Below are 21231 nucleotides of genomic sequence, written 5' to 3' on the forward strand. Positions count from 1 at the left end.
GTGCTCTCCTGATGGCTAGTAGGCGAGAGACCGGTCGACGGCCTCGAGAATGCGGTCGGCGTCGGGAAGGAAGTCGTTCTCGAGCCGTGCGGCGGGGAAGGGAACGTCGAAGCCCGAGACCCGCAGGACGGGCGCTTCGAGTGAATAGAACGCGCGCTCGGCGACCGTCGCGGCGATCTCCGAGCCGACGGAGACGAATCCGGATGCTTCCTGCGCGACGATCAGCCGGCCGGTCTTGCGCACGCTCGCGAGCACCGGCTCGAAGTCGATCGGGGAGATCGATCGCAGGTCGACGACCTCGAGACTGATCCCCTCGTCAGCCGCCAGCTCAGCAGCCTGCAGCGCCGTCGTCACCATGGCGCCGTGGGCGATAATCGTCGCATCGCTACCCTGCCGCACCACACGGCTGCTGTGCAGCGGGGCTCCGTGCGCCGACGTGTCGACCTCGCCCTTCTGCCAGTACCTGCTCTTGGGTTCGAAGAACACGACCGGGTCGGGTGAGCGGATCGCCTCCTGGATCATCCAATACGCGTCGTTCGATGTCGACGGGCTCAGCACGCGCAGCCCGGGGGTGTGGGCGAAGTAGGTCTCGGGGCTCTCCTGGTGGTGCTCGACGGCGCCGATGTGACCGCCATAGGGGATTCTGATGACAACCGGCATCTGCAGCGCGCCGGTGTGCTTGTTCGTCAGTTTGGCGAGCTGCGTCGTGATCTGGTTGAAGCCGGGGAAGACGAAGCCGTCGAACTGGATCTCGCACACGGGGCGGAAGCCGTTCATCGCCAGACCGATCGCCGTGCCGATGATGCCGGATTCCGCAAGGGGGGTGTCGAGCACACGGCTGCCACCGAACTCGGCATGCAGCCCCTCGGTCACCCGGAAGACGCCGCCAAGCGGGCCGATGTCCTCCCCCATGAGAAGAACGTTGTCATCGTCCGCCATCGCGGCGCGCAGCCCCGCGTTGAGAGCCTTCACCATCGGCATCGTTGTGACGGCAGGCTGCGTCTGCTCGTGCGCCTCGGTCTGCCCCTGAAGCGTGTCCGTCATTGCTCTGCACCGCCTTCCATGCTCTCCTCGTACGCGTCGAGCCACTCTGCCTGTTCGACGATCAGCGGGTGGTCGTCGCTGTAGACGAAGTCGAACATCTGGTCGCGGTCGGGGTTGGTGAGCTCGAGGCAGCGCCGACGAGCATCCGATGCGATGTCCTTGGCCTCGGCATCGACCTCGCCGAAGAACGAATCGGGTGCGCCCTGCGCGCGCAGCCAGGTGCCAAAACGGGCGATCGGGTCACGGGCGACCCACGAATCGAGTTCGTCGGCCGTGCGGTACTTCGTGGGGTCATCGCTCGTCGTATGCGCGCCGACGCGGTACGTCTCAGCTTCGATGAACTGTGGACCGTGGCCGCCGCGGGCATTCTCGAGGTGCTGTCGCGAGACCGCGTAGCTGGCGAGAACGTCGTTGCCGTCGACGTGGACGCTGTCGAGTCCGAAGCCCGCCGCCCGCTGAAACAGCGGAGTTCTCGACTGCCTCTCGACGGGCACTGAGATTGCCCACTGGTTGTTCTGCAGGAAGAACACCTGCGGCGTCTGGTAGCTCGCGGCGAAGATCATCGACTCGTTGACATCGCCCTCACTCGTCGAGCCGTCACCGAAGTACACCATGGTCGCTTTGTCTGTCTGGGGGTCGCCGGTTGCGGCCTCACCGCGGAATGTCGTTCCCATGGCGTAGCCCGTGGCGTGCAGCGCCTGCGCCCCGAGCACCAGCGTGTACAGGCGGAAGTTCCCGTTGGCGGGGTCCGTGGGATCCCACCCGCCCAGCGTGACGCCGCGATAGAGGGCCAGGATGCCGAGAGGGTCGACGCCGCGGATCAGCGCGACGGCGTGCTCTCGGTACGAGGGGAAGATGGTGTCCTGCGGGCGCGATGCACGAGCCGAGCCCACCTGCGCTGCCTCCTGCCCGTGGGACGGCGGCCACAGTGCCAGCTGTCCCTGCCTCTGCAGGTTCGTCGCCTCGACGTCGAGCGTGCGTGTCACGACCATGTCGCGATAGAACTGCTGGTGATCGTCGTCCGTCAGCCCGTCGAGCACCGGAAGGTACTTCTCGGCGGCCGGGCTGGGAGCAAACGTTCCATCGGCCGCGAGCATGCGCACCGTGAAGTTCTGGGTGTCGTTCACAGAAGCCACCGTTCTAACCTATGGCCCTCGCCGCGTGGCCGGACGGGAGGTGTTGCACAATCCATTCGGCTGCGGATAGGAGCTTATCGACAGATTCGGCTTCGCCGATGCTGATGCGGATGCCGGATCCGACAAACGGGCGCGCAACGATTCCGTGCTCGACCAACGTGTCCGCGGCGGCTTCGGTCTGCTCTCCTGTGGCGAGCCAGACGAAGTTCGATTGCGTCTCGGGAATTGCCCAGCCCTGGGCGCGCAGAGCGGAGACCACGGCGTTTCGTCGCTCGACGATGACGTCGACACGAGCCATCAGCTCGTCCGAACGATCGAGCGACGCGATGGCCGCTGCCTGGGCGACTCCGGTCACCGAGAGGGGAATGGCCGTGGCGCGGGCGGCGTCGAGAATCGGCTCTGGGCCAATCGCCCACCCGACTCGCAGCCCGGCGAGTCCGTACGCCTTCGAGAAGGTGCGCAGGATGACGAGGTTGGGGAAGCGGCCGAGAAGGGCGAGCCCGTTCACCGCAGACTCATCGCGAACGAATTCGGCGTATGCCTCGTCGAGGAGGACGAGAACGGTGTCGGGAACGGCTGCCATGAAGCGGAGGAACTCGTCTGTCGTGACAACGGGCCCCGTCGGGTTGTTGGGGCTGCAGACGATCACGGCACGCGTGCGGTCGGTGATTGCCGCGAGCATGGCGTCCAGATCGTGCCTGCCCTCTGCCGTGTCAGGAACCTGCACGCTCGTTGCGCCCGCAACGGTGACGAGGCCGGGGTATGCCTCGAAGCTGCGCCAGGTATAGAGAATCTCGTCTCCTGGCCCTGCTGCGGCCTGAATGAACTGCGCGAGCAGGGCGACCGATCCGGATCCAACATGCACCTCATTTGGGGTGACGCCGTGTTGGGCGGCGAGGCGCTCACGGAGCGCTGTCGCCGCGGCATCCGGATACCGGTTCACGTTGCTCGAGGCGGCAATGGCGTCAAGCACACCGGGAAGGGGCGGGAAGGGGTTCTCGTTGCTGGAGAGCTTGAAGGCGTCGGCCGCAGCGGGCTTACCCTGCCTGTACGGAGGTGTCGCGAGAATCTCGGGGCGCAAGCGCACGAGCGATGCATCGGGAAGCCGACTGGAATCTTCGGGGGCATTCACCTTCCCGAGTCTAGACATCGAGGATGCCGAAGCGGGCATACGCGCGAGTGTCGGCGATCACGATCGGAAAATTGTCGATTCACCCGGGAACTGCTGGCATCATGGGGGCATGCGCTTCCTCCTGCAGGTGATCATCAACGGCGTCGCGATCTGGCTGACCACGCTCATCGTCGGCGGCATCACCATGACGTCGTTTGGCGACGAGTGGTGGCAGATCGGGCTCAGCTACGGCATCGTCGGCCTGATCTTCGCAATCATCAACGGCATCATCCGCCCAATCATCAAGATTGTGGCGTTCCCCCTCTACATCCTGACTCTCGGCCTCATCTCACTGATCGTGAACGGACTCCTGCTTCTGCTCACGGCGTGGCTGAGTAGTCTGTTCGGTTTCGGGCTCGAGGTCGAGGGATTCTGGTGGGGTGTGCTGGGCGCCCTGGTCATCGCCATCATCAACTGGTTCATCGGACTGTTCGCACGACCCAAGCGACACGTGTCATAACGACCGCACGCACGACCCACGTCGATCGCACGAAGCCTCCGTTGCGCTCGGGGGAGTGCACGGTGACCAAGCACTCAGTAACGCACGACATCGTCGGGCAGTGGAAGCGGCGAGGGCTGCGGACCGAAGCTGTCGACGTGAGTCCCGTCAGCCTGCCCGGCCTCACGATACCCGTCACCGTCACCGTCACCGTGCAGGGTCTCGTCGTTCGGCGCACCGGGATCGTGCGCGCCGTCATGAGCTGCCCCGAGGTCATGCGCACCGCCCGCCTCAGGTGCGTCAAGATTGTGCTCACCGCTCTCCCCCAGGAGCTCAGCATCCGTTGCCGTTGAGGGCGGCATCGACTGCTCGGGAACGAGACGATCGGTTCTGAGCTCGGCGTCCTGCGGTCGCACCGCCATATCCGGACGGGTGGACCCATGCGGCGTCTCGACAGCGGACCAAGATCCTCCTCCCTGATCGGCATGCGCTGGCGGGATGGGATCGTCGATGCGCGTGGCATGATACGTCGTACTCGTGCCATCACCGTCGATCGCTCCGAGCGCCGAACGCAGCGGTCCAAATCGAGAGTCGAAGGAGGCGTCGACCTGCGATGCCGTCTGCTCGTATCCCGACATATGGTGCGGAGCCAACCAGTCGCCACCGCCCTCGGGAGCATCACCCGTCACGACAATGCGGTCACCACCGTCTGTGAAGCCGCCGAGCGCCGGAATCACGTCACCCGAGTGCTCGATCGCGTACGCGTTGACGCCATCGGGCAGATCCGCCCCAGTTGAGGGCGCGCCGAAGGTGACGAGAGTCTGCACGTTGTATTCGCCGGACTGCGTGATGCGCTCGGCGATCAAACCGCCCTGTGAATGCCCGACGATCGTCACGGAGTCGTCAGGGTCGATTCCCGCATCAGCCATCGCCTGCTCCACAGCGCGATATCCGCCGCCATCAGCATCCGCCATCAGGGCGACGTTCGACTCCATGTCGAACGCCTCCTCCCCCTCGCCGAACATGTCGACGGTTCCTCCCACATAGACAACCCAGGAGTCTCCGTCGCCATACTCGTCGATCCTGATCTGCGGAGCACCGGGCCGGGCCGCGGGAATGCGCGAGGCCAGATCGGAGACCGTCCTCGGAGCCGTGACGGCAGTGTGCCCCACGGGTGTCACCGTGACACGAGATTCCCCCAGCCCCGGCACCCCGAGCGCCCCGAGCCCCACGGCCATCCCCGGCACGCTGAGCGCGGGGTTGTTGATCATCGGCGACAGGAGAGGGGGCATGCCCAGCGCAGACTTGACCGTGTCATCGCTGCCCGAGACAAGGCCGCGCACCAGCATCATTGCGAGTGGACTCCGGGCAACGCCCGGATGGGCACCGAGCCATGTCGTCACCTTCGACCCGAGAACGGACGTCGCGCGCCCCATCGCATTGCGAGCAGTCGGGTTGAGAAAAGTCATCGCGATGGCCGGGGCCGCAGCGAACGCTGACGCACCGAGCAGCGGCAGCACCATGTGCCCGAAGAGCGCGCCGCCGACCGCACCCGTGACGGATGAGGCCGTGGCGAAGAGACCACTCACCGTCGTCTCCGTCTCGAGGTAGAGGGCAGCCGTCGCACCGAGCGCCCGAGAGACCGCGGCTGCCTGGTCCGAGGCCGTCGCGAGTTGCTCTGCGGCACGATCGATGCGCCCACCCGCGGTGCTCCACCGCGCCGAGCTGTTGGGCGGCGCAGTCATGACCCGCGCGGCCGAAGCCTCGGCGCTGGCGATTCCGCACTCAAGCGATACGCTGGCCAGCTGTTCGCCGAACGTTGTGATCTCGTCGGTGTCTACCATCGTCGGGCGTCCGATTGTGAGCGTCATCGTGATCCCTCCATCCGGTCAGAATCGATGCTCGCCGCGGCATCCGCCTGCACGCGGGCGATATCGTGGCGCACGGCGTCGAGCGCCGCGTTCAGACTCGATTCGCTCCACGACAGTTGCGCGCTCAGGTCGTCCAGGCGCAGTTCATACGCGCGAGATGATGCGCCGGACCAGTTCGCCGGCATGACCTCGGTGATGCCCTGTGCGGTGAGCGCCACGACGGTATCGCGCACGCGGTCGAGAGCGTTGTACTGCGCACGCAGCTCGCCGATCGCTCGCGATGCCTCTGCTTCGGTGACGGGATCCACGGATGCTCCTTTCACGATGTGCATCCAGGCTGCCCTGCGTGCAGCATCCGCCTCGACGTCGATCCGCAATCTGTGGACAGCCGCTGATTCTCGCGAGGTGTGGACGGAAAATCTCGCCCGGGGCTGTGATTCGCACCGGGCTTCCGAGACAATAGACGTCATGTCCCGTGGCTCCGAGGTCGTTCCCTTCTCGATCTGCTTCGTCTGCGCGGGAAACATCTGCCGCTCCCCCATGGCCGAAATCGTCTTCCAGACCCGCGTCGCTCAGGCGGGTCTGTCCCCGTGGGTGACAGCGACGTCCGCGGGAATCGGCGACTGGCACGTCGGCGAGCGCGCGGATCAGCGCACGCTCGATGCGCTTTCGGCCCGAGGCTACGACGGGGCACGACACCGTGCGAAACAGTTCGACTCTGCCTGGTTTCCGAACCTCGACCTCGTCGTCGCCCTCGACCGCAGTCATCTGCGCGCGCTCACGCACAGCGCGCCGACAGCATCCGACCGCGACAAGGTGGCGCTGCTGATGTCATTTGATGACGCAGCGGAGGGAATCTGGGAAGTTCCCGACCCGTACTATTCGGATGCGGAAACCTTTGACCAGGTTCTTGGGATGATAGAGAGAGCGAGTCTGGCACTGTTCCGCCAACTCGAACCCGCAATCCGACAGGGAGCCCTTCGATGACATCACTTCCGCCTCAGCCACTCAGCCCTCTCGACGGGCGGTATCGCGCCGCGGTCACCGAGCTGGGAGAGCACTTGAGCGAGGCGGGGCTCAACCGGGCGCGGGTTGCCGTCGAGGTCGAGTGGCTGCTGTACCTCACGTCGCACAGCATGTTCGGCTCGAAGCCCCTCAGCGATGCGGAAGCGGAGTCGCTGCGGGCGCTCGTCACAAACTTCGGTCAGGCCGAGATCGACAGGCTCGCTGAGTTCGAGGCGAAGACACGCCACGATGTGAAGGCTGTTGAGTACCTGGTGCGCGAGCGGCTCACAGAGCTCGGGCTCTCGTCGATCACTGAGCTCACGCATTTCGCGTGCACGAGTGAAGACATCAACAATCTGTCGTACGCGATCACGGTTCGGGATGCTGTGCAGAACGTGTGGCTGCCGAAGTACCGCGGTGTCATCGCCGCGCTGCGCGAGCTCGCCGACCGGTACCGTGACGCCGCAATGCTCTCTCACACGCACGGCCAGCCGGCCACGCCGAGCACGATGGGCCGCGAAATCGCTGTCACCGTGTATCGCCTCGAGCGCATCCTGACGCAGATCGACGCCAGCGAGTACCTCGGCAAGTTTTCGGGCGCCACGGGTGATTTCGCTGCCCACGTCGTGGCCGATCCGGATGCTGATTGGCCGCGCATCTCGCAGGAGTTCGTCGAGTCACTGGGGCTCACCTGGAACCCGCTCACCACGCAAATCGAGTCGCATGACTGGCAGGCTGAGCTGTACTCCCGCATCGCGCACGCCGGCCGCGTGCTGCACAACCTCGCGACGGATGTCTGGACGTACATCTCGATGGGCTATTTCCGGCAGATTCCGCAGGAGGGCGCAACCGGATCGTCGACCATGCCGCACAAGATCAACCCGATCCGTTTCGAGAACGCCGAGGCGAATCTCGAGATCTCGGCTGCGCTTCTGGACTCGCTCGCGTCGACACTTGTCACCTCCCGCATGCAGCGCGATCTCACCGACTCGACGACGCAGCGCAACATCGGCGTCGCACTCGGCCACTCGCTGCTCGCCCTCGACAACATCGGCCGTGGCCTGCGCGAGATCGACCTTGATCGTGAGGCGCTCAGTGCCGATCTCGACGGCAACTGGGAGGTACTGGGCGAGGCGATCCAGACCGTCATCCGCGCCGAGGTCGCTGCCGGGCGCTCGCAGATCTCCGACCCCTACGCACTTCTCAAAGAGCTCACGCGCGGCAAGCGCATCGGTCACGCCGAGCTCACCGAATTCGTGTCGGGCCTCGACATCGGCGACGAAGCGAAGCAGCGATTGCTGGCTCTCACCCCGCACACCTACATCGGTCTTGCCGCGTCGCAGGTCGACGCCGTCGGTGCGCCGCGCTGAGTGTGGTCGGGCCCGCTCCGGGCCCGCGAGAGAATGGATGAAAAACGTCGAAACCGAGCGTGAGGAAAGCACAACAACATGGACCCGCGGCTGCTGACCTCCTCTGCCGCTCTGCGACGTGAATCGGCGGCGCTCCCCGGGCACACGCGAGCGCACAACCGAGCGCTCGTGCTTCAGATGCTCTATCGCGGCACACCGCTCAGTCGCGCCGACATCGCTCGAGAGACAGGGCTGACGCGCGTCACGGTCTCTGACCTCGTGAATGATCTGCAGCGCGAGGGGCTGATCGTCGAGCGGGGCGTGCGCCCGGCAGACGGACCGGGTAAACCGGCGATGCTCCTCGAGATGGCACGTGACACCCAGCAGATCATCGCGATGGACCTCAGCGGCCACGATGTCTTCCGCGCCGTCCTCACCACCCTCGACGGCGAGATCACAGAAGAGGTATCGATTCCTTCCCCCGGAGTCACCGGCGACGAGGCAGAATCGCTCGTCCACGAGCTTCTCGAGTGGGCGCTTCAACTGACGACGGCCCCGGTCCTCGGTGTGGGAGTCGGGGTGCCCGGGATTGTGGGACGCGATCAGGTAGTGCGCCGCAGCATCTCGCTCGACTGGACAAACCGCGCGCTTGCCCCGGCGCTCTCTGCGCGCTTTGGCGTTCCCGTCTTCGTCGCCAACGACGCGAATGTGGCAGTGCTCGCCGAGCACAGCTTCGCTTCGGGAGGCGACGATCTGCTGCTGGTGAAGATCGGTCGCGGCGTTGGAGGCGGGCTGCTGCTCGACGGTCATCCGGTGTTGGGATCGCGGCTGACCGCGGGCGAGATCGGCCGGGTGCTCGTGCGCCCCGCTCCCGATGCCGAGCGTGTTCCGTTGGAGACGCTCGTCACGGCACCCGCACTGCGCACGCACATCGAAGAGTCCGTGGTGGCAGGCGAGACAGCGGATGCTGCCGTGCAGCGTGCCGGACGGTTGCTGGGCTCGGTAATTGCGCCCCTCATCACCTCACTCGGGCTCGCCACCGTCGTCCTCACCGGCCCCCGCGAGCTCTTCGGTGAAACGCTCATCGACGCCGTACGAGACACGGTGGATGACCACCTGGCAGACGACGTCGATCGCGCCGACATCCATCTGACAGCGCTGGGCCCAGACATCGTCTTGCGCGGCGCAGCAGCCCTCGTACTCTCAGAACGCCTCGGTGTCGTCTGACGCGTCGGTGTCGTCTGACGCGTCGGTGTCGTCTGACGCGTCGGTGTCGCCAGGGCCTCGCCCGTCGCCGTCATAAACTGGTGTGATGCCGACAGCACGCGAGATCACGACGTTTTCCGATGACGCTCCCCCGCCCGGCCAGACGCCCTGGGTCGTGCAGCCTTCTCCCGAGCCGATCGCCATCGTCGAATACGACGCGGCGTGGCCCGAGGTATACGCAGCCCGCGAGAGCGAGATTCGCGGATGCCTCGGTGCCCGCGTTCTCGATATCGTCCACGTCGGATCAACCTCGGTTCCGGGGCTGCCGGCGAAGCCCATCATCGACATCGACCTGATTGTCGCGGACCCCGCGCGAGAAGAGGCCTGGCTTGCACCACTGGAAACGCTCGGATATGTTCTGACCGTTCGCGAACCGTGGTGGCACGAGCATCGCTGCCTGAAAGCATCCGATCGGTCCGTCAACCTGCATGTGTTCGGCCCTGACTCGCCCGAACCGTGGAAGGAGCGCGTCTTCCGCGATCACCTGCGGCAGGACGCGTCCGATCGCGAGCTCTATGCCGAAACGAAACGGTCAGCGGCTGCCGCCGCAACCGAGAGAGGCGAATTGATGACGGATTACAACCGCCGCAAGCAGGCGGTCATCCGTGACATCTATGCGCGAGCGTTTCGCGCGGCGGGACTCCTGCCCGAGAGCTGATCTGGCCCAGCTGGGAACAGGGACGAGCCAGGGCTCGAGCGCGAGCTAGAGCTAGAGCTAGAGCATGGTTGGCGGTTTGGGGTTTCCGTCATCGTCGCGTTGAATCTCGTCACGCTCGATCTTGTTCGGTTTGATTGTCAGAGCGAAAAGCGCGAGGAACACGAGTCCGGCGATGAACGCGATGCCGGCGAAGACAACAGTGAGAAGAAAGTCGCGCGTCGACATCAGCGTGATCAGTCCCGCAAATATGGCGAAGACAGCGGCGATGCCGAGAAGCTCGAGCGGCTTCAGCATCTCGCGTTTGCTGGGCTTCGTCATGCTGATTCCTCCGTTGCCGCGTTTGCATCTGACTTCTGCCACTTCAGCGACAGCCCTCCGATGGCGAGGAACACCGCCATCACAGCGGCGTAGGCGCCGAATACTCCGACGGCCATGACCGATGAGTTCAATGCGAGAGGCGCATTGTCGATGCCGCCGTCCGTCTGCTGGAAGTCGGGCGGAAGAAGCACGAACACGATGGCGAGAAGCGCGGTGAGGCCGCCGGCGATCAGCAGGTCACGCGAGAGGGCGGAGCGTCGTACGAGCCGATAGCCCGAGTACAGTTCGAGAAGCCCCGTGAGGCCGGCCCAGATCGACACTGTGAGCAGGTAGGTGCCGAGTCCAGACGAATTGAACGCGAGTGCGACACCACCGGCGACGAGCGACATGACCGACTGTGCGATCACGAGGCGGCGCATCGGTCGATCACCGATCGTAACGAACGACAGCACACCGACCGTGATGCCCAATGCGACGGTGAATGCACCGAAGATCATGAGGCCCATGTGCGGGGAGTGGTCTCGAGAAAACGTCGTGAACAAGCCGGCGGCCGCGAAGATCACGGCGCGAACGATGTGCAGTACCCAGAACCGCGTCTGCGTAGGCTCGACGGCGTACGGGCGTGCAGGCGTAACCACGAAGACTCTGCCTCTTTCATGAAGATCGACCGCAGGGACACGGTCGGTGATGCGTCCATTCTATCGACCTCATCCTGAGCATGAGCCGCCATTCACGGAACAGGAATCCACGTGGGAGATCGGCTCACGTGCGTGTTCAGTCATTCGTCGCTGAGGCGTTCATGCCCAGGTGCAGGCGAAGAACGGAAGAGATGTCGTCAAGGTGGGTGAGCTGTTCCGGTGTGAGCGCGTCAACGAACAGCTCGCGGACGGCGCGGAGATGCGGAACGGAGCTGGCCCGCAATATCTCTCTCCCGGATTCAGTTGCTGTGACATTCACTCCATGTACGTCATCGATACAGGGGTCTCGTCTGACCAGCTGTCTCTTCTCCATTCGCCCCAGACGGTGCGAGAGCCGACTGCGCTCCCATCCGATCAGTACTGCAAGTTCGGACGACCGCAGGGTACCTCGAGGTGCCTCGGTCAGGGCGAGGAGCACCTGATAGTCACCCGCGGAGAGCACCGACTCATTCTGTAGGCGACGGCCCAGACGCGAAGTGAGTGCCTGCGACACCTCGATGTAGTCGCGCCAGATGCGCAGCTGCTCTCGGGTGGGCGTCGTCCGGTGGTTCTCTGTCATCTCGCTCCCTAGGAATAGACACGTCAATTCCATTGTTCCAGGTTGATATGTCAATCGGAAGGATCAACCGATGAGAAGGGCATGAGTCACGGTGAGGATGCTGCGCGGCGCGACAGCCATCTCCAGCACCCCATTATGACGCCGACCTCGTCACAACCCACACAGAAGGAGTTCCATCGCAATGACCAAGATCGCCATCATTCTCGGCAGCACCCGCCCCGGTCGCAACGGCAAGCAGGTCGCAGACTGGGTGTTCGAACAAGCCACTCGGCGCGACGACGCAGAGTTCGAGCTCGTTGACCTCGCGGACTACCCGTTGCCGCATCTCGACGAACCGCTGCCTCCGGCGGTTGGTCAATACAAGAACGAGCACACTCTGACGTGGTCCGACAAGATCGCTGGGTTCGACGGCTACGTCTTCGTAACCCCCGAGTACAACCACTCCACCTCTGGCGTCCTCAAGAATGCAATCGATTTCTTGCACAGAGAGTGGAACAACAAGGCAGCCGGCTTTGTGGGATACGGCGGGGTCGGTGGCGCTCGCGCGATCGAGCATCTTCGGCTCGTACTCGCCGAGCTCCAGGTGGCAACTGTGCGCCAGACTCTGACGCTTTCGCTCGCCACCGAGTTCGAGAACTACAGCTCCTTCGCCCCCAACGATTCTCAGGCGGTCTTCCTGGACACCTTGTTCACCCAGGTGATCGCGTGGTCTCAGGCTCTCGAAGACGTACGAAATCCGAGGCTCGCAGAGCACGCGGCTTGACTCAGCACATCGACTGAGGCCACAGCAGACGCCTCCCCGATCACAACGGATCGTCCGGCACGTACCTGCCGGTGGAAGGAAAGAAGAAATGGCAACTGTCACATTCTCACAGGCAACGCGAGAGTACGCCGGTGTGCAACGCCCCGCGGTGGACTCGTTGGATCTCGAAATCGCCGACGGCGAGTTCCTGGTGCTCGTCGGACCCTCGGGCTCGGGCAAATCGACGTCCCTGCGAATGCTGGCCGGCCTCGAAGAGGTCAACGCGGGTCGCATCTTCATCGGAGATCGCGACGTCACCGACGTCCCGCCGAAGGATCGAGACATCGCAATGGTGTTCCAGAACTATGCGCTCTACCCTCACATGACCGTCGCAGAGAACATGGGCTTTGCCCTGAAGATCGCTGGGATGAGCAAGAAGGAGCGTGCTCGGCGCGTGTACGAGGCCGCGGAACTACTGGATCTCGTCCCTCTCCTCAACCGCAAGCCAAAGGCGCTCTCCGGAGGCCAACGCCAGCGCGTTGCGATGGGCCGGGCAATCGTCCGCAGCCCCCAGGTCTTTCTCATGGACGAGCCGCTGTCGAACCTGGATGCGAAGCTGCGAGTGCAGACTCGCACCCAGATCGCGTCGCTCCAGCGCCGACTCGGCGTCACGACCGTCTATGTCACTCACGACCAGGTCGAAGCGCTGACGATGGGAGACCGGATCGCGGTGATCGCCGATGGAAAGCTGCAGCAAGTGGGTACCCCTCACGAACTGTATGAAGACCCTCGGAACGTCTTCGTCGCCGGGTTCATCGGCTCCCCGGCGATGAACCTGTTCACGACCGATGTGACCGAGCGCGGAGTGCACTTCGGCACCCAGACCGTTGAAGTAGACCGTGAGGTCAGGGATGCCGTGGGCAGCCGTGTCACGATTGGGATCCGACCTGAGGACATCACAGTTGCGAGCCCGTCAGAGCCAGGGCTCACCATGACTGTCGATCTTGTCGAAGAGCTCGGCGCCGATGGATACCTCCATGGCCACGCGCTCATCGACGGCAAGAGGGTGAACATCACGGCGCGCGTCGACGGGCGGTCGCACCCGGAGGCGGGCGATACGGTCTCTGCGACGTCCAAGTTCGGGCGCATCCACCTCTTTGATGTGGACAGCGGAAAACGACTCAACCGGGGAACGTGGGTGAAGCCGAGCGCGAACGACCGAGACGACAGCGTCAGCACGGCCGCCGCCTAGATGTTCTTCCCACTGACGTTATGGACGGCGTGGGCTGATGGAATGGGGTGAGGACCTCCGGTATCGATATAGGTAACCACACCTGATCGAGTCCACTGAGGTCCTCGTGTCTTACGTTACCCATGCTCGCGCCGCATTGAACCCGCAGGGCCGGTTGAAGCTCGTCCAGCTCGTCGTTCGCGATGGGTGGGCGCACGCGCGTGCCGCGGAGCGCTTCCAGGTCGCGCGCGGCACTGTCTCGAAATCGGCGCTGGCTTCTTCTAACGTTTCCCTACGCGCTGTGGCTTCCATATCGATATCTTCGTATTGCCGATGCCCACCGGGAATATCCAGACCTCGCTCACGTAGCATCACTCCAAGAACTCTTCCGGAGCGAGTGTCCACCGGCACAACCGCGACCGACGTCACTCTGTCAGGGTTCGGTATCTCAATGGCCCCCAGTGATCGCAGCCTGTCGCTACTCTCCCCGCTGCGATCATCTGCGTAGATGTCTGTCATTCACGCGACTTTCTCACAAGTCAATTCTGATTCCTAGCTGTGTCGCCCACTGGCTCATCCCCAAAGAGCTACGAACTTAGATAGCCCTCGACACTCAGACAGCCGATCAGGCAGGCGCCATGTCAGCAAAACGAGAATAGTGGCCCTGAAACGCCACAGTGATCGTCGCCGTCGGGCCATTACGGTGCTTCGCCACGATGAGGTCGGCCTCACCCGGACGCGTGTCCTTCTCATAGACCGACTCACGGTGCAGAAGGATGACCATATCGGCATCCTGCTCAATCGAGCCCGACTCACGCAGGTCGCTGATCGCCGGCATCTTGTCTTGCCGCTGCTCGGGGCCACGGTTCAGCTGCGACAGCGCGATCACGGGAACGTTGAGCTCCTTCGCCAGCAGCTTGAGCGCACGCGAGAACTCCGACACCTCCTGCTGACGGCTCTCGACCCGTTTGCCGCTGGTCATCAGCTGCAGATAGTCGATGACGACGAGCTTGAGCCCCACGCGCTGCTTGAGACGACGGCACTTCGCACGGATCTCGACAAGCGTCATATTGGGGCTGTCATCGATATACAGCGGTGCCTCATTGATGCGGCCACGCGTGGACGCCATTGTGGTCCAGTCACGCGAATCAAGCGTGCCCTTGCGCATGTTCTGCAGCGGAATAGCACCTTCGGCGCTGAGCAGACGCATTGCGATCTCGCTCTTGCCCATCTCGAGTGAGAAGAAGATCGAGGGCTCGTCGTTGCTGATGGATGCTGCTCGCGCAAAGTCGAGCGCAAGTGTCGACTTTCCCATCGCGGGGCGCGCCGCGATGATGACCATCTGGCCCGGGTGCAGGCCGTTCGTCAACTCGTCCAATTCGCGGAACCCGGTCGGGATGCCCGTCATGGTGCCGTCGCGACCGCTCGCCGCTTCGATCTCTTCGACAGCGGCGTCCACAGCCGTCGTCAGGGGCACGTAGTCTTCTGCCGTCTCGTCACCGGAAACCGAGTAGATCTCGGCCTGAGCGTTATTGACGAGGTCAAGAACCTCGCCCTCGCCTGAATACCCCATCTGCACAATGCGTGTTCCCGCCTCGACGAGGCGGCGCAGCATCGCGCGCTCGGAGACGATCGACGCGTAAAAACCGGCGTTCGCCGCCGTGGGCACCAGCGAAGTGAGCGTGTGCAGGTAGTCGGCACCGCCCGCACGCTGGAGCTCGCCCTGCTTGACGAGTTCGTCTGTCACCGCAATGACATCGGTGGGCTCACCATGCGAGTAGAGGGAGAGCATCGCATCGAAGATGATCTCGTGCTTCGGAATGTAGAAGTCGGCACCGCGCACGAGCTCAACGACGTCGGCAACGGCATCCTTCGACAGCATCATTCCGCCGAGAGTCGACTGCTCGGCGAGGAGATCGTGCGGTGGGGTGCGCTCGTAGGGACGCTCGGCGTCGGGACCTGCTCCGCCACCAGCCTCAAGATGCGCGATCGACACGAACTGACCTCCCCCTTTTCACCATTTGAATGGCACAGCCCATTTGAATGGCACAGCCCACGTGAACGACACAGCCCACGTGAGCGACACCGAAGTGCCTGACCTTGACCGCGGCCGGACGCCATCGTCCGAGCCACGAGTCAAGTGAATCAGCACCCGCTGACATCGGCCGCTGGCCTGCTTGCGCGTACGTTCGCGACCGGTCTGCTGACTAACCCTAGAGACCCCTCGCACATCCCCCAAATCAGCCTGTGGATAACTATGTGGAGAACCTGCGCGAAACGCCGAGAGTCCTGTGGGCAACTGATGTGGATAGCTGTGGACAACTTGGGGAGCAAAACTTTTTTAGCACCTCTGACCAGGGATTTCTAATTCCACACAGTGTGGACAGAGAAAGCGTTTGAAGCAGTGGTTGAGGGTTGGAGAATGGCACCGTGCCTGTGCACAAATGAGCGGAAAAATAGCATCACATTCGCGCGTGCGCAAGCCCTAAGCGCACATTTCGCGACGCATCACAGAGCGCGTTCTGCCCCCGGCGACGGGTGACGTCAACAGCAGCAGAGCGCGCAGCTTCAGGGCTTGCCTGCCCGCCCTGTGCGACTCATATGGCAGAGCCCTCCGGCGACGGCACAGAGTCGCCCAGGGAGACGCACAGACAAATGCCCATGCAGACATCTATGCACACAAAAACGCGAGGCGGCCCATCGGCCCGCCTCGCGTCTTCGTCAGTGCGCTACTTGGCAGCGACCACCCGAAGGGAGATCGTCGCCGAGACGTCCTCACGCAGGCGAAGCGTCGCCTCGTGGGAGCCCGTGGCCTTGATGGCGCTCGGGATCTCGACCTTGCGCTTGTCGATCTCGCCGATTCCGGCTTCAGCGATTGCCGCGGCGATGTCGCCCGGCTTCACCGAACCGAACAGACGGCCCTCGCGGCCCGCCTTGACGGTCAACGTGATCGCGTTCGCTTCGATGGCGTCCTTGAGTGCCTTCGCCTCTTCAAGGGTCTCGAGCTCGCGAGCGGCACGGGCCGCCTTGATCTGCTCGACCTGCTTCTCGCCACCACGCGTCCACGGGGTCGCGAAACCCTGCGGGACGAGGTAGTTGCGGGCATAGCCGTTCTTGACCTCGATGACATCACCGGGGGCACCGAGGCCAGTGACCTCGTGCGTCAGAATAACTTTTGACATTCGTGTACTCCTTAGCGGCCCGAGCCGGCGTAGGGCAGAAGAGCCATTTCGCGGGCGTTCTTGATTGCCCGTGCGATCAGGCGCTGCTCCTGCACGGAGACACCGGTGATGCGGCGAGCACGGATCTTACCGCGCTCTGAGATGAACTTGCGGAGCGTGGCGACGTCTTTGTAGTCAATGACGCCGACACGGATTGACTTCGCCGGGGCGGATGCCTTCGCACCCTTGCCGCGGGAAGACTTGCGGCCCTGGCCGCTCGACTTTCCAGCCATAGTGGTTTCCTCTTCGTGAAGATTCTGATGTGATGTCGCTTGGCGCCATCACATCCGTGTGATTAGAACGGGGTCTCGTCGCCGTAGCTTCCGGGGTTCGCCCATCCGTCTCCGCCACCCTGCGGCTGAGACGGCGCTGCGGGTGCCCACGGCTCGTCGTTCTGGTAGGTGGCCGCCTGGTTGCGGTTCTGCCCCCCGCCGGACGACTGTGCGCGCGTGACCTGAGCTGTCGCGTAGCGGAGGCTCGGACCGATCTCGTCAACGTCGAGTTCGATCACTGTGCGCTTCTCGCCCTCGCGGGTCTCGAACGAACGCTGCTTGAGGCGCCCCTGAGCGACGACGCGGCTGCCCTTGGTGAGACTGCCAGCGACGTGCTCGGCGAATTCACGCCAGACGCTCGCGCGGAGGAAGAGAGCCTCTCCGTCCTTCCACTCGTTCGCCTGACGGTCGAACGTGCGGGGAGTGGACGCGATGGTGAAGTTGGCAACCGCGAGCCCCGACTGTGTGTAGCGCAGCTCGGGATCGGCGGTGAGGTTGCCCACCACGGTGATGACGGTCTCGCCAGCCATGGGACTAGGCGCCCTTGCTTGCCTTGCGCGCGGCCTTGGCCTCGGCGCGCTTGGCCTCGGATGCGACCTGAGCAATGGCCTCTTCAGCGCGGAGCACCTTGGTGCGCATGACAGCCTCAGAGAGCTTGAGCTGGCGGTCGAGTTCCTTCGTGGACTCGCTCGTCGCGGTGAAGTCGACGACGGCGTAGATGCCCTCGGCCTTCTTGTTGATCTCGTAAGCGAGACGGCGACGGCCCCAGATGTCCACGTTATCGACGGTTCCACCGTCGTTGCGGATCACATTGAGGAACTTGTCGAGGCTCGGTGCAACCGTGCGCTCGTCAATCTCCGGGTCGAGGATGACCATGAGTTCGTACTGATGCGTCACTAACCCACCTCCTTCGGTCTTGATCGGCTGCAGGCGTTCTGCAACAGGAGGGTTGTAGCATCGTCCCCCGTATTCGGAACCGAACACAGGCAACTTGGCTATGATACCCGACCACGGGGCGTCATGCGAACGCGTGAATCAGCCGTCGGCGCCGATCGCCCCGTTCGCGGCTGCCTGCGCCTGTTCAAGACCGTCGAGCGGCTTCACCGTCCCCGCGAAGATCTCTTTGAAGATCGGGTCGTACTGCTCGAAGCCCTTGCTGTAGTTCGGGCCGGTCGGCGCGGGAATGGTCTTGCCGTCGGAGACAACGTCGAAGAATGGGGACACGTCGACATCCTTCTTCTTCCAGAAGTCGAAGTAGGTGTCCTGCGCGGCGACCACGCCAGGAACGGCAGCACCGTCAACCCCAAGATACGCGTTGCCCTCTTCGCTTCCGAGCCAGCCGAGCACCTTCTTGACAGCATCCTTATTCTCGCTCGCCGCATTGCCCGCGGCCACGATGCCGTTCGTCACCGACACACGCCCCTCGGGGCCGGCCGGAAGCATGGCGACCCCCCAGCCGAAGTCGGCGTTCTGTGAGACATTCTTGAGGTTGTAGAGACCGGACTGAAAGAGCGCCATCTTGCCCTGCGTGAACGTGTTGAGACTGAAGTCACCGTCGTCATTCGTGTCAGCGGCAGAGGGAGCGACGTGCTGCTTGTTGATCGCCTTCACGAGGTAGTCGATGGCCTGTGCAGACTTGTCATCGGCGAACGCGAACTCGTCGCCATCTTGGAAGTGCCCGCCGTTCGATCCGATGAACGGAAGCAGCACGGCCTGCAGGTCGTAGGCGAGGTTCGTGCCGTACTGGGCGATGTTCTTCTCATCGAACGCTTCAGTCTCGGCCGTTTTGCCGTTCGCATCGATCGTCAGCTTCTTCGCCATCGCCAGATACGTATCGTTCTTGGGCTCCTCTGGGTCCCACGTGAGATCGTCGAGAGCCTCAGGGTCAACGCCCGCTTTCTCGAGAAGATCGGCGTTGTAGTACACGGCGATCCCCGCGTCGTACAGCTGAGGCACGCCCCACAACGTGTCGTTGCGTGTGAACTGGTCGACGACGCTTGGCTCCCAGGCTTCGGCCGCCGAGGCGCCCATCACAGCACCGACGTCCATGAGGTTGCCGGAGTCCACATAGGCCCCGTAGTACGAATTGTTGATCCAGAACACGTCGTCCATGGTGCCGCCCGCGACATCGGTGCGCAGCTTCGTCCAGTAGTCACCCCAGGGCACGACGTTGATGTTCACCGTGATGTTCGGGTTCTGCTTCTCGAACTCGTCGAACGATGCCTCATACGCCTGCGCAACAGTCTCGTCCCAGAGCCGGAAGCTCACGGTCGTCGTGCTTGCCTCGGTGGTGTCAGACGCAGCGCAGGCAGACAGCATCAGGGCGGATGCTGCGGCAATCGCCGCGCTTTTCAGGATTCGCTTCGCCATTCGGGTCTTTCTCTATTTGAAACCGGTGATGGTGATGGATCTCACGATGTGCTTCTGAAAGATCAGGAACACCACCGCCAGCGGGACGAGGGCTATCGTCGTTGCTGCCATCACCAGCGTCCAATTGCTCGTGTACTGAGATTGGAGGCTCGCTGTCGCAACCGTGATCACACCCCACGTCTCACCCGTCGTGACCACGAGAGGCCAGAGAAAGCTGTTCCACTGCGTAACGACGGTGATGAGGGCCAGGGTGACGATGATTGGCCGTGACAACGGAACCACGATACCCGTCATTATGCGAAAATGCCCGGCGCCGTCAATGCGGGCGGCGTCGACAAGGTCGCGCGGAATGGTTCGGAAATACTCTCTCAACAGGAAGATTGCATACGGACTTCCGAAAAGGAACGGCAGAACAAGCCCCCAGAAAGTGTTGCGAAGTCCCAGCTCGACCATCATCAGATACAGGGGCACGACGAGCACGACGGGTGGAACCATGAGCCCCGACAGGTACGCCCAGAACAGGATGCTGCGCCCGGGGAACTCGATGCGGGCGAAGGCATACGCGGCCATGATTGAGAAGCACAGCTGGCCGACAAGCAGCACGACAGTCATGGCGACAGTGACCCCGAGGGCACGACCGAAACTGTGACCTCCGGCAAACAGCTCACCGATGTTGACCAGGGTCACCGGATTCGGCACGGACGCGGCTCCCTCCCGGGCGAACTGCGTCGGCGAGGTGAAGGCCGTGGTCACGCTGAACACGAACGGCAGGAGGGTGAGCGCTGCACCGACCAGCAGAACCACGTACACAGCCACGGCCTTCAGCGCACGGCGCGGCGTTCCTGGTGCTGCGGCCGGCAGCATCCGGTTGCGCCTCACGTCATGAGAGGTCATATGTCGTCCGCTTCCGGAAATACAGCTGCTGCGCCAGCGTAATGAGCACGAGCAACCCGAGCAGGATGACGGCGATCACTCCCGCTTTGCCAACATTGAACGTCGAGAACGCCTCGGTGTAGAGACGCATGGCGACGACGTCGGTGTAGCCCAGTGTGCCGGAGTCCGTAACCGCGTGGGGGCCGCCCTTGGTCAGTGCGTAGATCTGATCGAAGAGCTGAAAGACGCTGATCACGCTCGTCACGAGGACGAAGAACATCGTGGGCCTGAGCAGCGGCAGCTTAATGCGCCAGAAGAGGGCGATCGGGCCAGCGCCGTCGATGCGGGCGGCATCGATGATGTGCTGCGGAATGCCCAGCATCCCGGCGACGAAGAAGAGCGTGACGTATCCGACGTTCGTCCAGACCACGACGGCCGCGACACTGGGCAGCGCGAGCGCGGGGCTCGTCAGCCACTCGACACGCTCGCCGATCAGCGTGTTGAGCAGACCATTCGTCGGCGCGAGGATCCACTTCCACACGATGCCGAGAGCGAGCGGCGCACTGATCCACGGAAGCACATAGATGACGCGAAAGACGGCGCTGCATGGGAGACCACGAGTGAGAAACGACGCGGCTACGAGACCGAACGCGGTCTGCACGGGGATCACGAGGCAGACGAACACGGCGGTGACCGCAAGGGAGTTGAGGAAGGCGGCGTCGCCGAGGACCGTTCCGTAGTTGTCGGCACCGGCCCAGGTGGGGGTGCTGAGCAGATCCCAGTGATGAAAACTGAGCCATACAACGACGAGAATCGGGAACAGCAGAAACGCGGCGAACCCGAACAGGCTCGGAGCGAGGAGTGTGTACGCCGTCGTGGTGTCGCGTCGCCTTCGCCTTCCGGGAACCCGCGATGGGCGCATGCGCGGTTGTCGTGACACCGCGGGCTTCACGGTGTCGCTCACGCCAGGCATATCGTCAATCGTATCGACTGCCGACAGCAACAGGC

The 21231-nt window shown here is 63.5% G+C and carries 24 protein-coding genes; 7 read left to right on the plus strand and 17 right to left on the minus strand.

The features are described from left to right. Window positions 1–15: 15 nt before the first annotated feature. The 3 genes from OK352_RS12670 to OK352_RS12680 are packed head-to-tail and all read right to left on the minus strand — an operon-like array spanning window position 16 to window position 3312. Entirely contained in the window at window positions 16–1044 is a 1029-nt protein-coding gene (locus OK352_RS12670) for an alpha-ketoacid dehydrogenase subunit beta (RefSeq protein WP_265141846.1), read from the minus strand. Further along, window positions 1041–2141, minus strand: coding sequence for a thiamine pyrophosphate-dependent enzyme (locus OK352_RS12675; RefSeq protein WP_265142033.1), 1101 nt, complete (start codon window positions 2139–2141; stop codon window positions 1041–1043). Before OK352_RS12675 ends, OK352_RS12670 begins: the two co-directional genes overlap by 4 nt. Window positions 2142–2184: 43 nt before the next feature. Further along, entirely contained in the window at window positions 2185–3312 is a 1128-nt protein-coding gene (locus OK352_RS12680; protein ID WP_265141848.1) for a pyridoxal phosphate-dependent aminotransferase, read from the minus strand. Between the two features lie 109 nt (window positions 3313–3421). Between OK352_RS12680 and OK352_RS12685 the strand changes: the two genes are divergently transcribed. After that, window positions 3422–3811 (plus strand): phage holin family protein, encoded by a 390-nt coding sequence (locus OK352_RS12685; protein WP_265141849.1) that lies wholly within the window; start codon window positions 3422–3424, stop codon window positions 3809–3811. Window positions 3812–3885: 74 nt separating this feature from the next. Here OK352_RS12685 and OK352_RS12690 read toward each other — a convergent pair whose 3' ends face one another. Then, window positions 3886–5661, minus strand: coding sequence for a lipase family protein (locus OK352_RS12690; protein ID WP_265141850.1), 1776 nt, complete (start codon window positions 5659–5661; stop codon window positions 3886–3888). Then, window positions 5658–5969, minus strand: a complete 312-nt coding sequence (locus OK352_RS12695; protein ID WP_265141851.1) for a hypothetical protein — start codon at window positions 5967–5969, stop codon at window positions 5658–5660. Before OK352_RS12695 ends, OK352_RS12690 begins: the two co-directional genes overlap by 4 nt. A 160-nt stretch (window positions 5970–6129) precedes the next feature. On the opposite strand from OK352_RS12695, the gene OK352_RS12700 reads away from it, so the two are divergent. The 4 genes from OK352_RS12700 to OK352_RS12715 all read left to right on the plus strand — a co-directional run bounded on the left by OK352_RS12700 (window position 6130) and on the right by OK352_RS12715 (window position 9939). Beyond that, window positions 6130–6648 carry a low molecular weight protein-tyrosine-phosphatase gene (locus tag OK352_RS12700; RefSeq protein WP_265141852.1) on the plus strand — a complete coding sequence of 173 codons (519 nt, stop codon included), beginning with the start codon at window positions 6130–6132 and terminating at the stop codon, window positions 6646–6648. Continuing rightward, a complete protein-coding gene (gene purB / locus OK352_RS12705; RefSeq protein ID WP_265141853.1) occupies window positions 6645–8036 on the plus strand; it encodes an adenylosuccinate lyase in 1392 nt (463 codons plus the stop codon). Before OK352_RS12700 ends, purB begins: the two co-directional genes overlap by 4 nt. Window positions 8037–8114: 78 nt before the next feature. Next, entirely contained in the window at window positions 8115–9242 is a 1128-nt protein-coding gene (locus OK352_RS12710; RefSeq protein WP_265141854.1) for an ROK family transcriptional regulator, read from the plus strand. An 85-nt stretch (window positions 9243–9327) separates the two neighbouring features. After that, window positions 9328–9939 carry a GrpB family protein gene (locus tag OK352_RS12715; protein ID WP_265141855.1) on the plus strand — a complete coding sequence of 204 codons (612 nt, stop codon included), beginning with the start codon at window positions 9328–9330 and terminating at the stop codon, window positions 9937–9939. Between the two features lie 57 nt (window positions 9940–9996). Here OK352_RS12715 and OK352_RS12720 read toward each other — a convergent pair whose 3' ends face one another. The 3 genes from OK352_RS12720 to OK352_RS12730 form a co-directional block, all read right to left on the minus strand. Then, the gene (locus OK352_RS12720) at window positions 9997–10257 is read right to left on the minus strand and encodes a hypothetical protein (protein WP_265141856.1); all 261 of its coding nucleotides are present in this window, start codon (window positions 10255–10257) and stop codon (window positions 9997–9999) included. Beyond that, a complete protein-coding gene (locus OK352_RS12725) occupies window positions 10254–10895 on the minus strand; it encodes a hypothetical protein (RefSeq protein WP_265141857.1) in 642 nt (213 codons plus the stop codon). The genes OK352_RS12720 and OK352_RS12725 overlap by 4 nt, the downstream gene beginning before the upstream one ends. 136 nt (window positions 10896–11031) lie before the next feature. Next, window positions 11032–11514, minus strand: coding sequence for a MarR family winged helix-turn-helix transcriptional regulator (locus OK352_RS12730; RefSeq protein WP_265141858.1), 483 nt, complete (start codon window positions 11512–11514; stop codon window positions 11032–11034). Between the two features lie 181 nt (window positions 11515–11695). Here OK352_RS12730 and OK352_RS12735 point away from each other — a divergent pair, with 181 nt between their 5' ends. Both OK352_RS12735 and OK352_RS12740 read left to right on the plus strand, forming a co-directional pair. Then, entirely contained in the window at window positions 11696–12277 is a 582-nt protein-coding gene (locus tag OK352_RS12735) for an NADPH-dependent FMN reductase (RefSeq protein WP_265141859.1), read from the plus strand. Window positions 12278–12365: 88 nt separating this feature from the next. Beyond that, on the plus strand, window positions 12366–13508 hold the full coding sequence (locus OK352_RS12740) for an ABC transporter ATP-binding protein (protein WP_265141860.1): 1143 nt from the start codon (window positions 12366–12368) through the stop codon (window positions 13506–13508). A 111-nt stretch (window positions 13509–13619) separates the two neighbouring features. Here OK352_RS12740 and OK352_RS17710 read toward each other — a convergent pair whose 3' ends face one another. The 9 genes from OK352_RS17710 to OK352_RS12780 form a co-directional block, all read right to left on the minus strand. Further along, window positions 13620–14006, minus strand: coding sequence for an NUDIX domain-containing protein (locus OK352_RS17710; RefSeq protein ID WP_372338108.1), 387 nt, complete (start codon window positions 14004–14006; stop codon window positions 13620–13622). A 106-nt stretch (window positions 14007–14112) separates the two neighbouring features. After that, window positions 14113–15483 (minus strand): replicative DNA helicase, encoded by a 1371-nt coding sequence (dnaB, locus tag OK352_RS12745; RefSeq protein WP_265141861.1) that lies wholly within the window; start codon window positions 15481–15483, stop codon window positions 14113–14115. Window positions 15484–16216: 733 nt separating this feature from the next. Continuing rightward, a complete protein-coding gene (gene rplI / locus OK352_RS12750; RefSeq protein ID WP_265141862.1) occupies window positions 16217–16669 on the minus strand; it encodes a 50S ribosomal protein L9 in 453 nt (150 codons plus the stop codon). Between the two features lie 11 nt (window positions 16670–16680). Beyond that, a complete protein-coding gene (rpsR, locus tag OK352_RS12755; RefSeq protein ID WP_098406698.1) occupies window positions 16681–16941 on the minus strand; it encodes a 30S ribosomal protein S18 in 261 nt (86 codons plus the stop codon). A 62-nt stretch (window positions 16942–17003) separates the two neighbouring features. Then, complete coding sequence (locus tag OK352_RS12760) at window positions 17004–17510, minus strand: single-stranded DNA-binding protein (RefSeq protein ID WP_265141863.1); 507 nt, start codon at window positions 17508–17510, stop codon at window positions 17004–17006. A 4-nt stretch (window positions 17511–17514) separates the two neighbouring features. After that, window positions 17515–17877: a 30S ribosomal protein S6 gene (rpsF, locus tag OK352_RS12765; protein WP_265141864.1), complete on the minus strand. Its 363-nt coding sequence runs from the start codon at window positions 17875–17877 to the stop codon at window positions 17515–17517. A gap of 138 nt (window positions 17878–18015) precedes the next feature. Next, window positions 18016–19350 carry an ABC transporter substrate-binding protein gene (locus OK352_RS12770; protein ID WP_265141865.1) on the minus strand — a complete coding sequence of 445 codons (1335 nt, stop codon included), beginning with the start codon at window positions 19348–19350 and terminating at the stop codon, window positions 18016–18018. Between the two features lie 12 nt (window positions 19351–19362). After that, window positions 19363–20244: a carbohydrate ABC transporter permease gene (locus OK352_RS12775; RefSeq protein ID WP_265141866.1), complete on the minus strand. Its 882-nt coding sequence runs from the start codon at window positions 20242–20244 to the stop codon at window positions 19363–19365. Beyond that, entirely contained in the window at window positions 20231–21196 is a 966-nt protein-coding gene (locus OK352_RS12780) for a carbohydrate ABC transporter permease (protein WP_265141867.1), read from the minus strand. Before OK352_RS12780 ends, OK352_RS12775 begins: the two co-directional genes overlap by 14 nt. Window positions 21197–21231: the final 35 nt, after the last annotated feature.

It is taken from the genome of Microbacterium sp. MPKO10 (genome assembly GCF_026107415.2).
In the GTDB taxonomy this organism is placed as follows: domain Bacteria; phylum Actinomycetota; class Actinomycetes; order Actinomycetales; family Microbacteriaceae; genus Paramicrobacterium.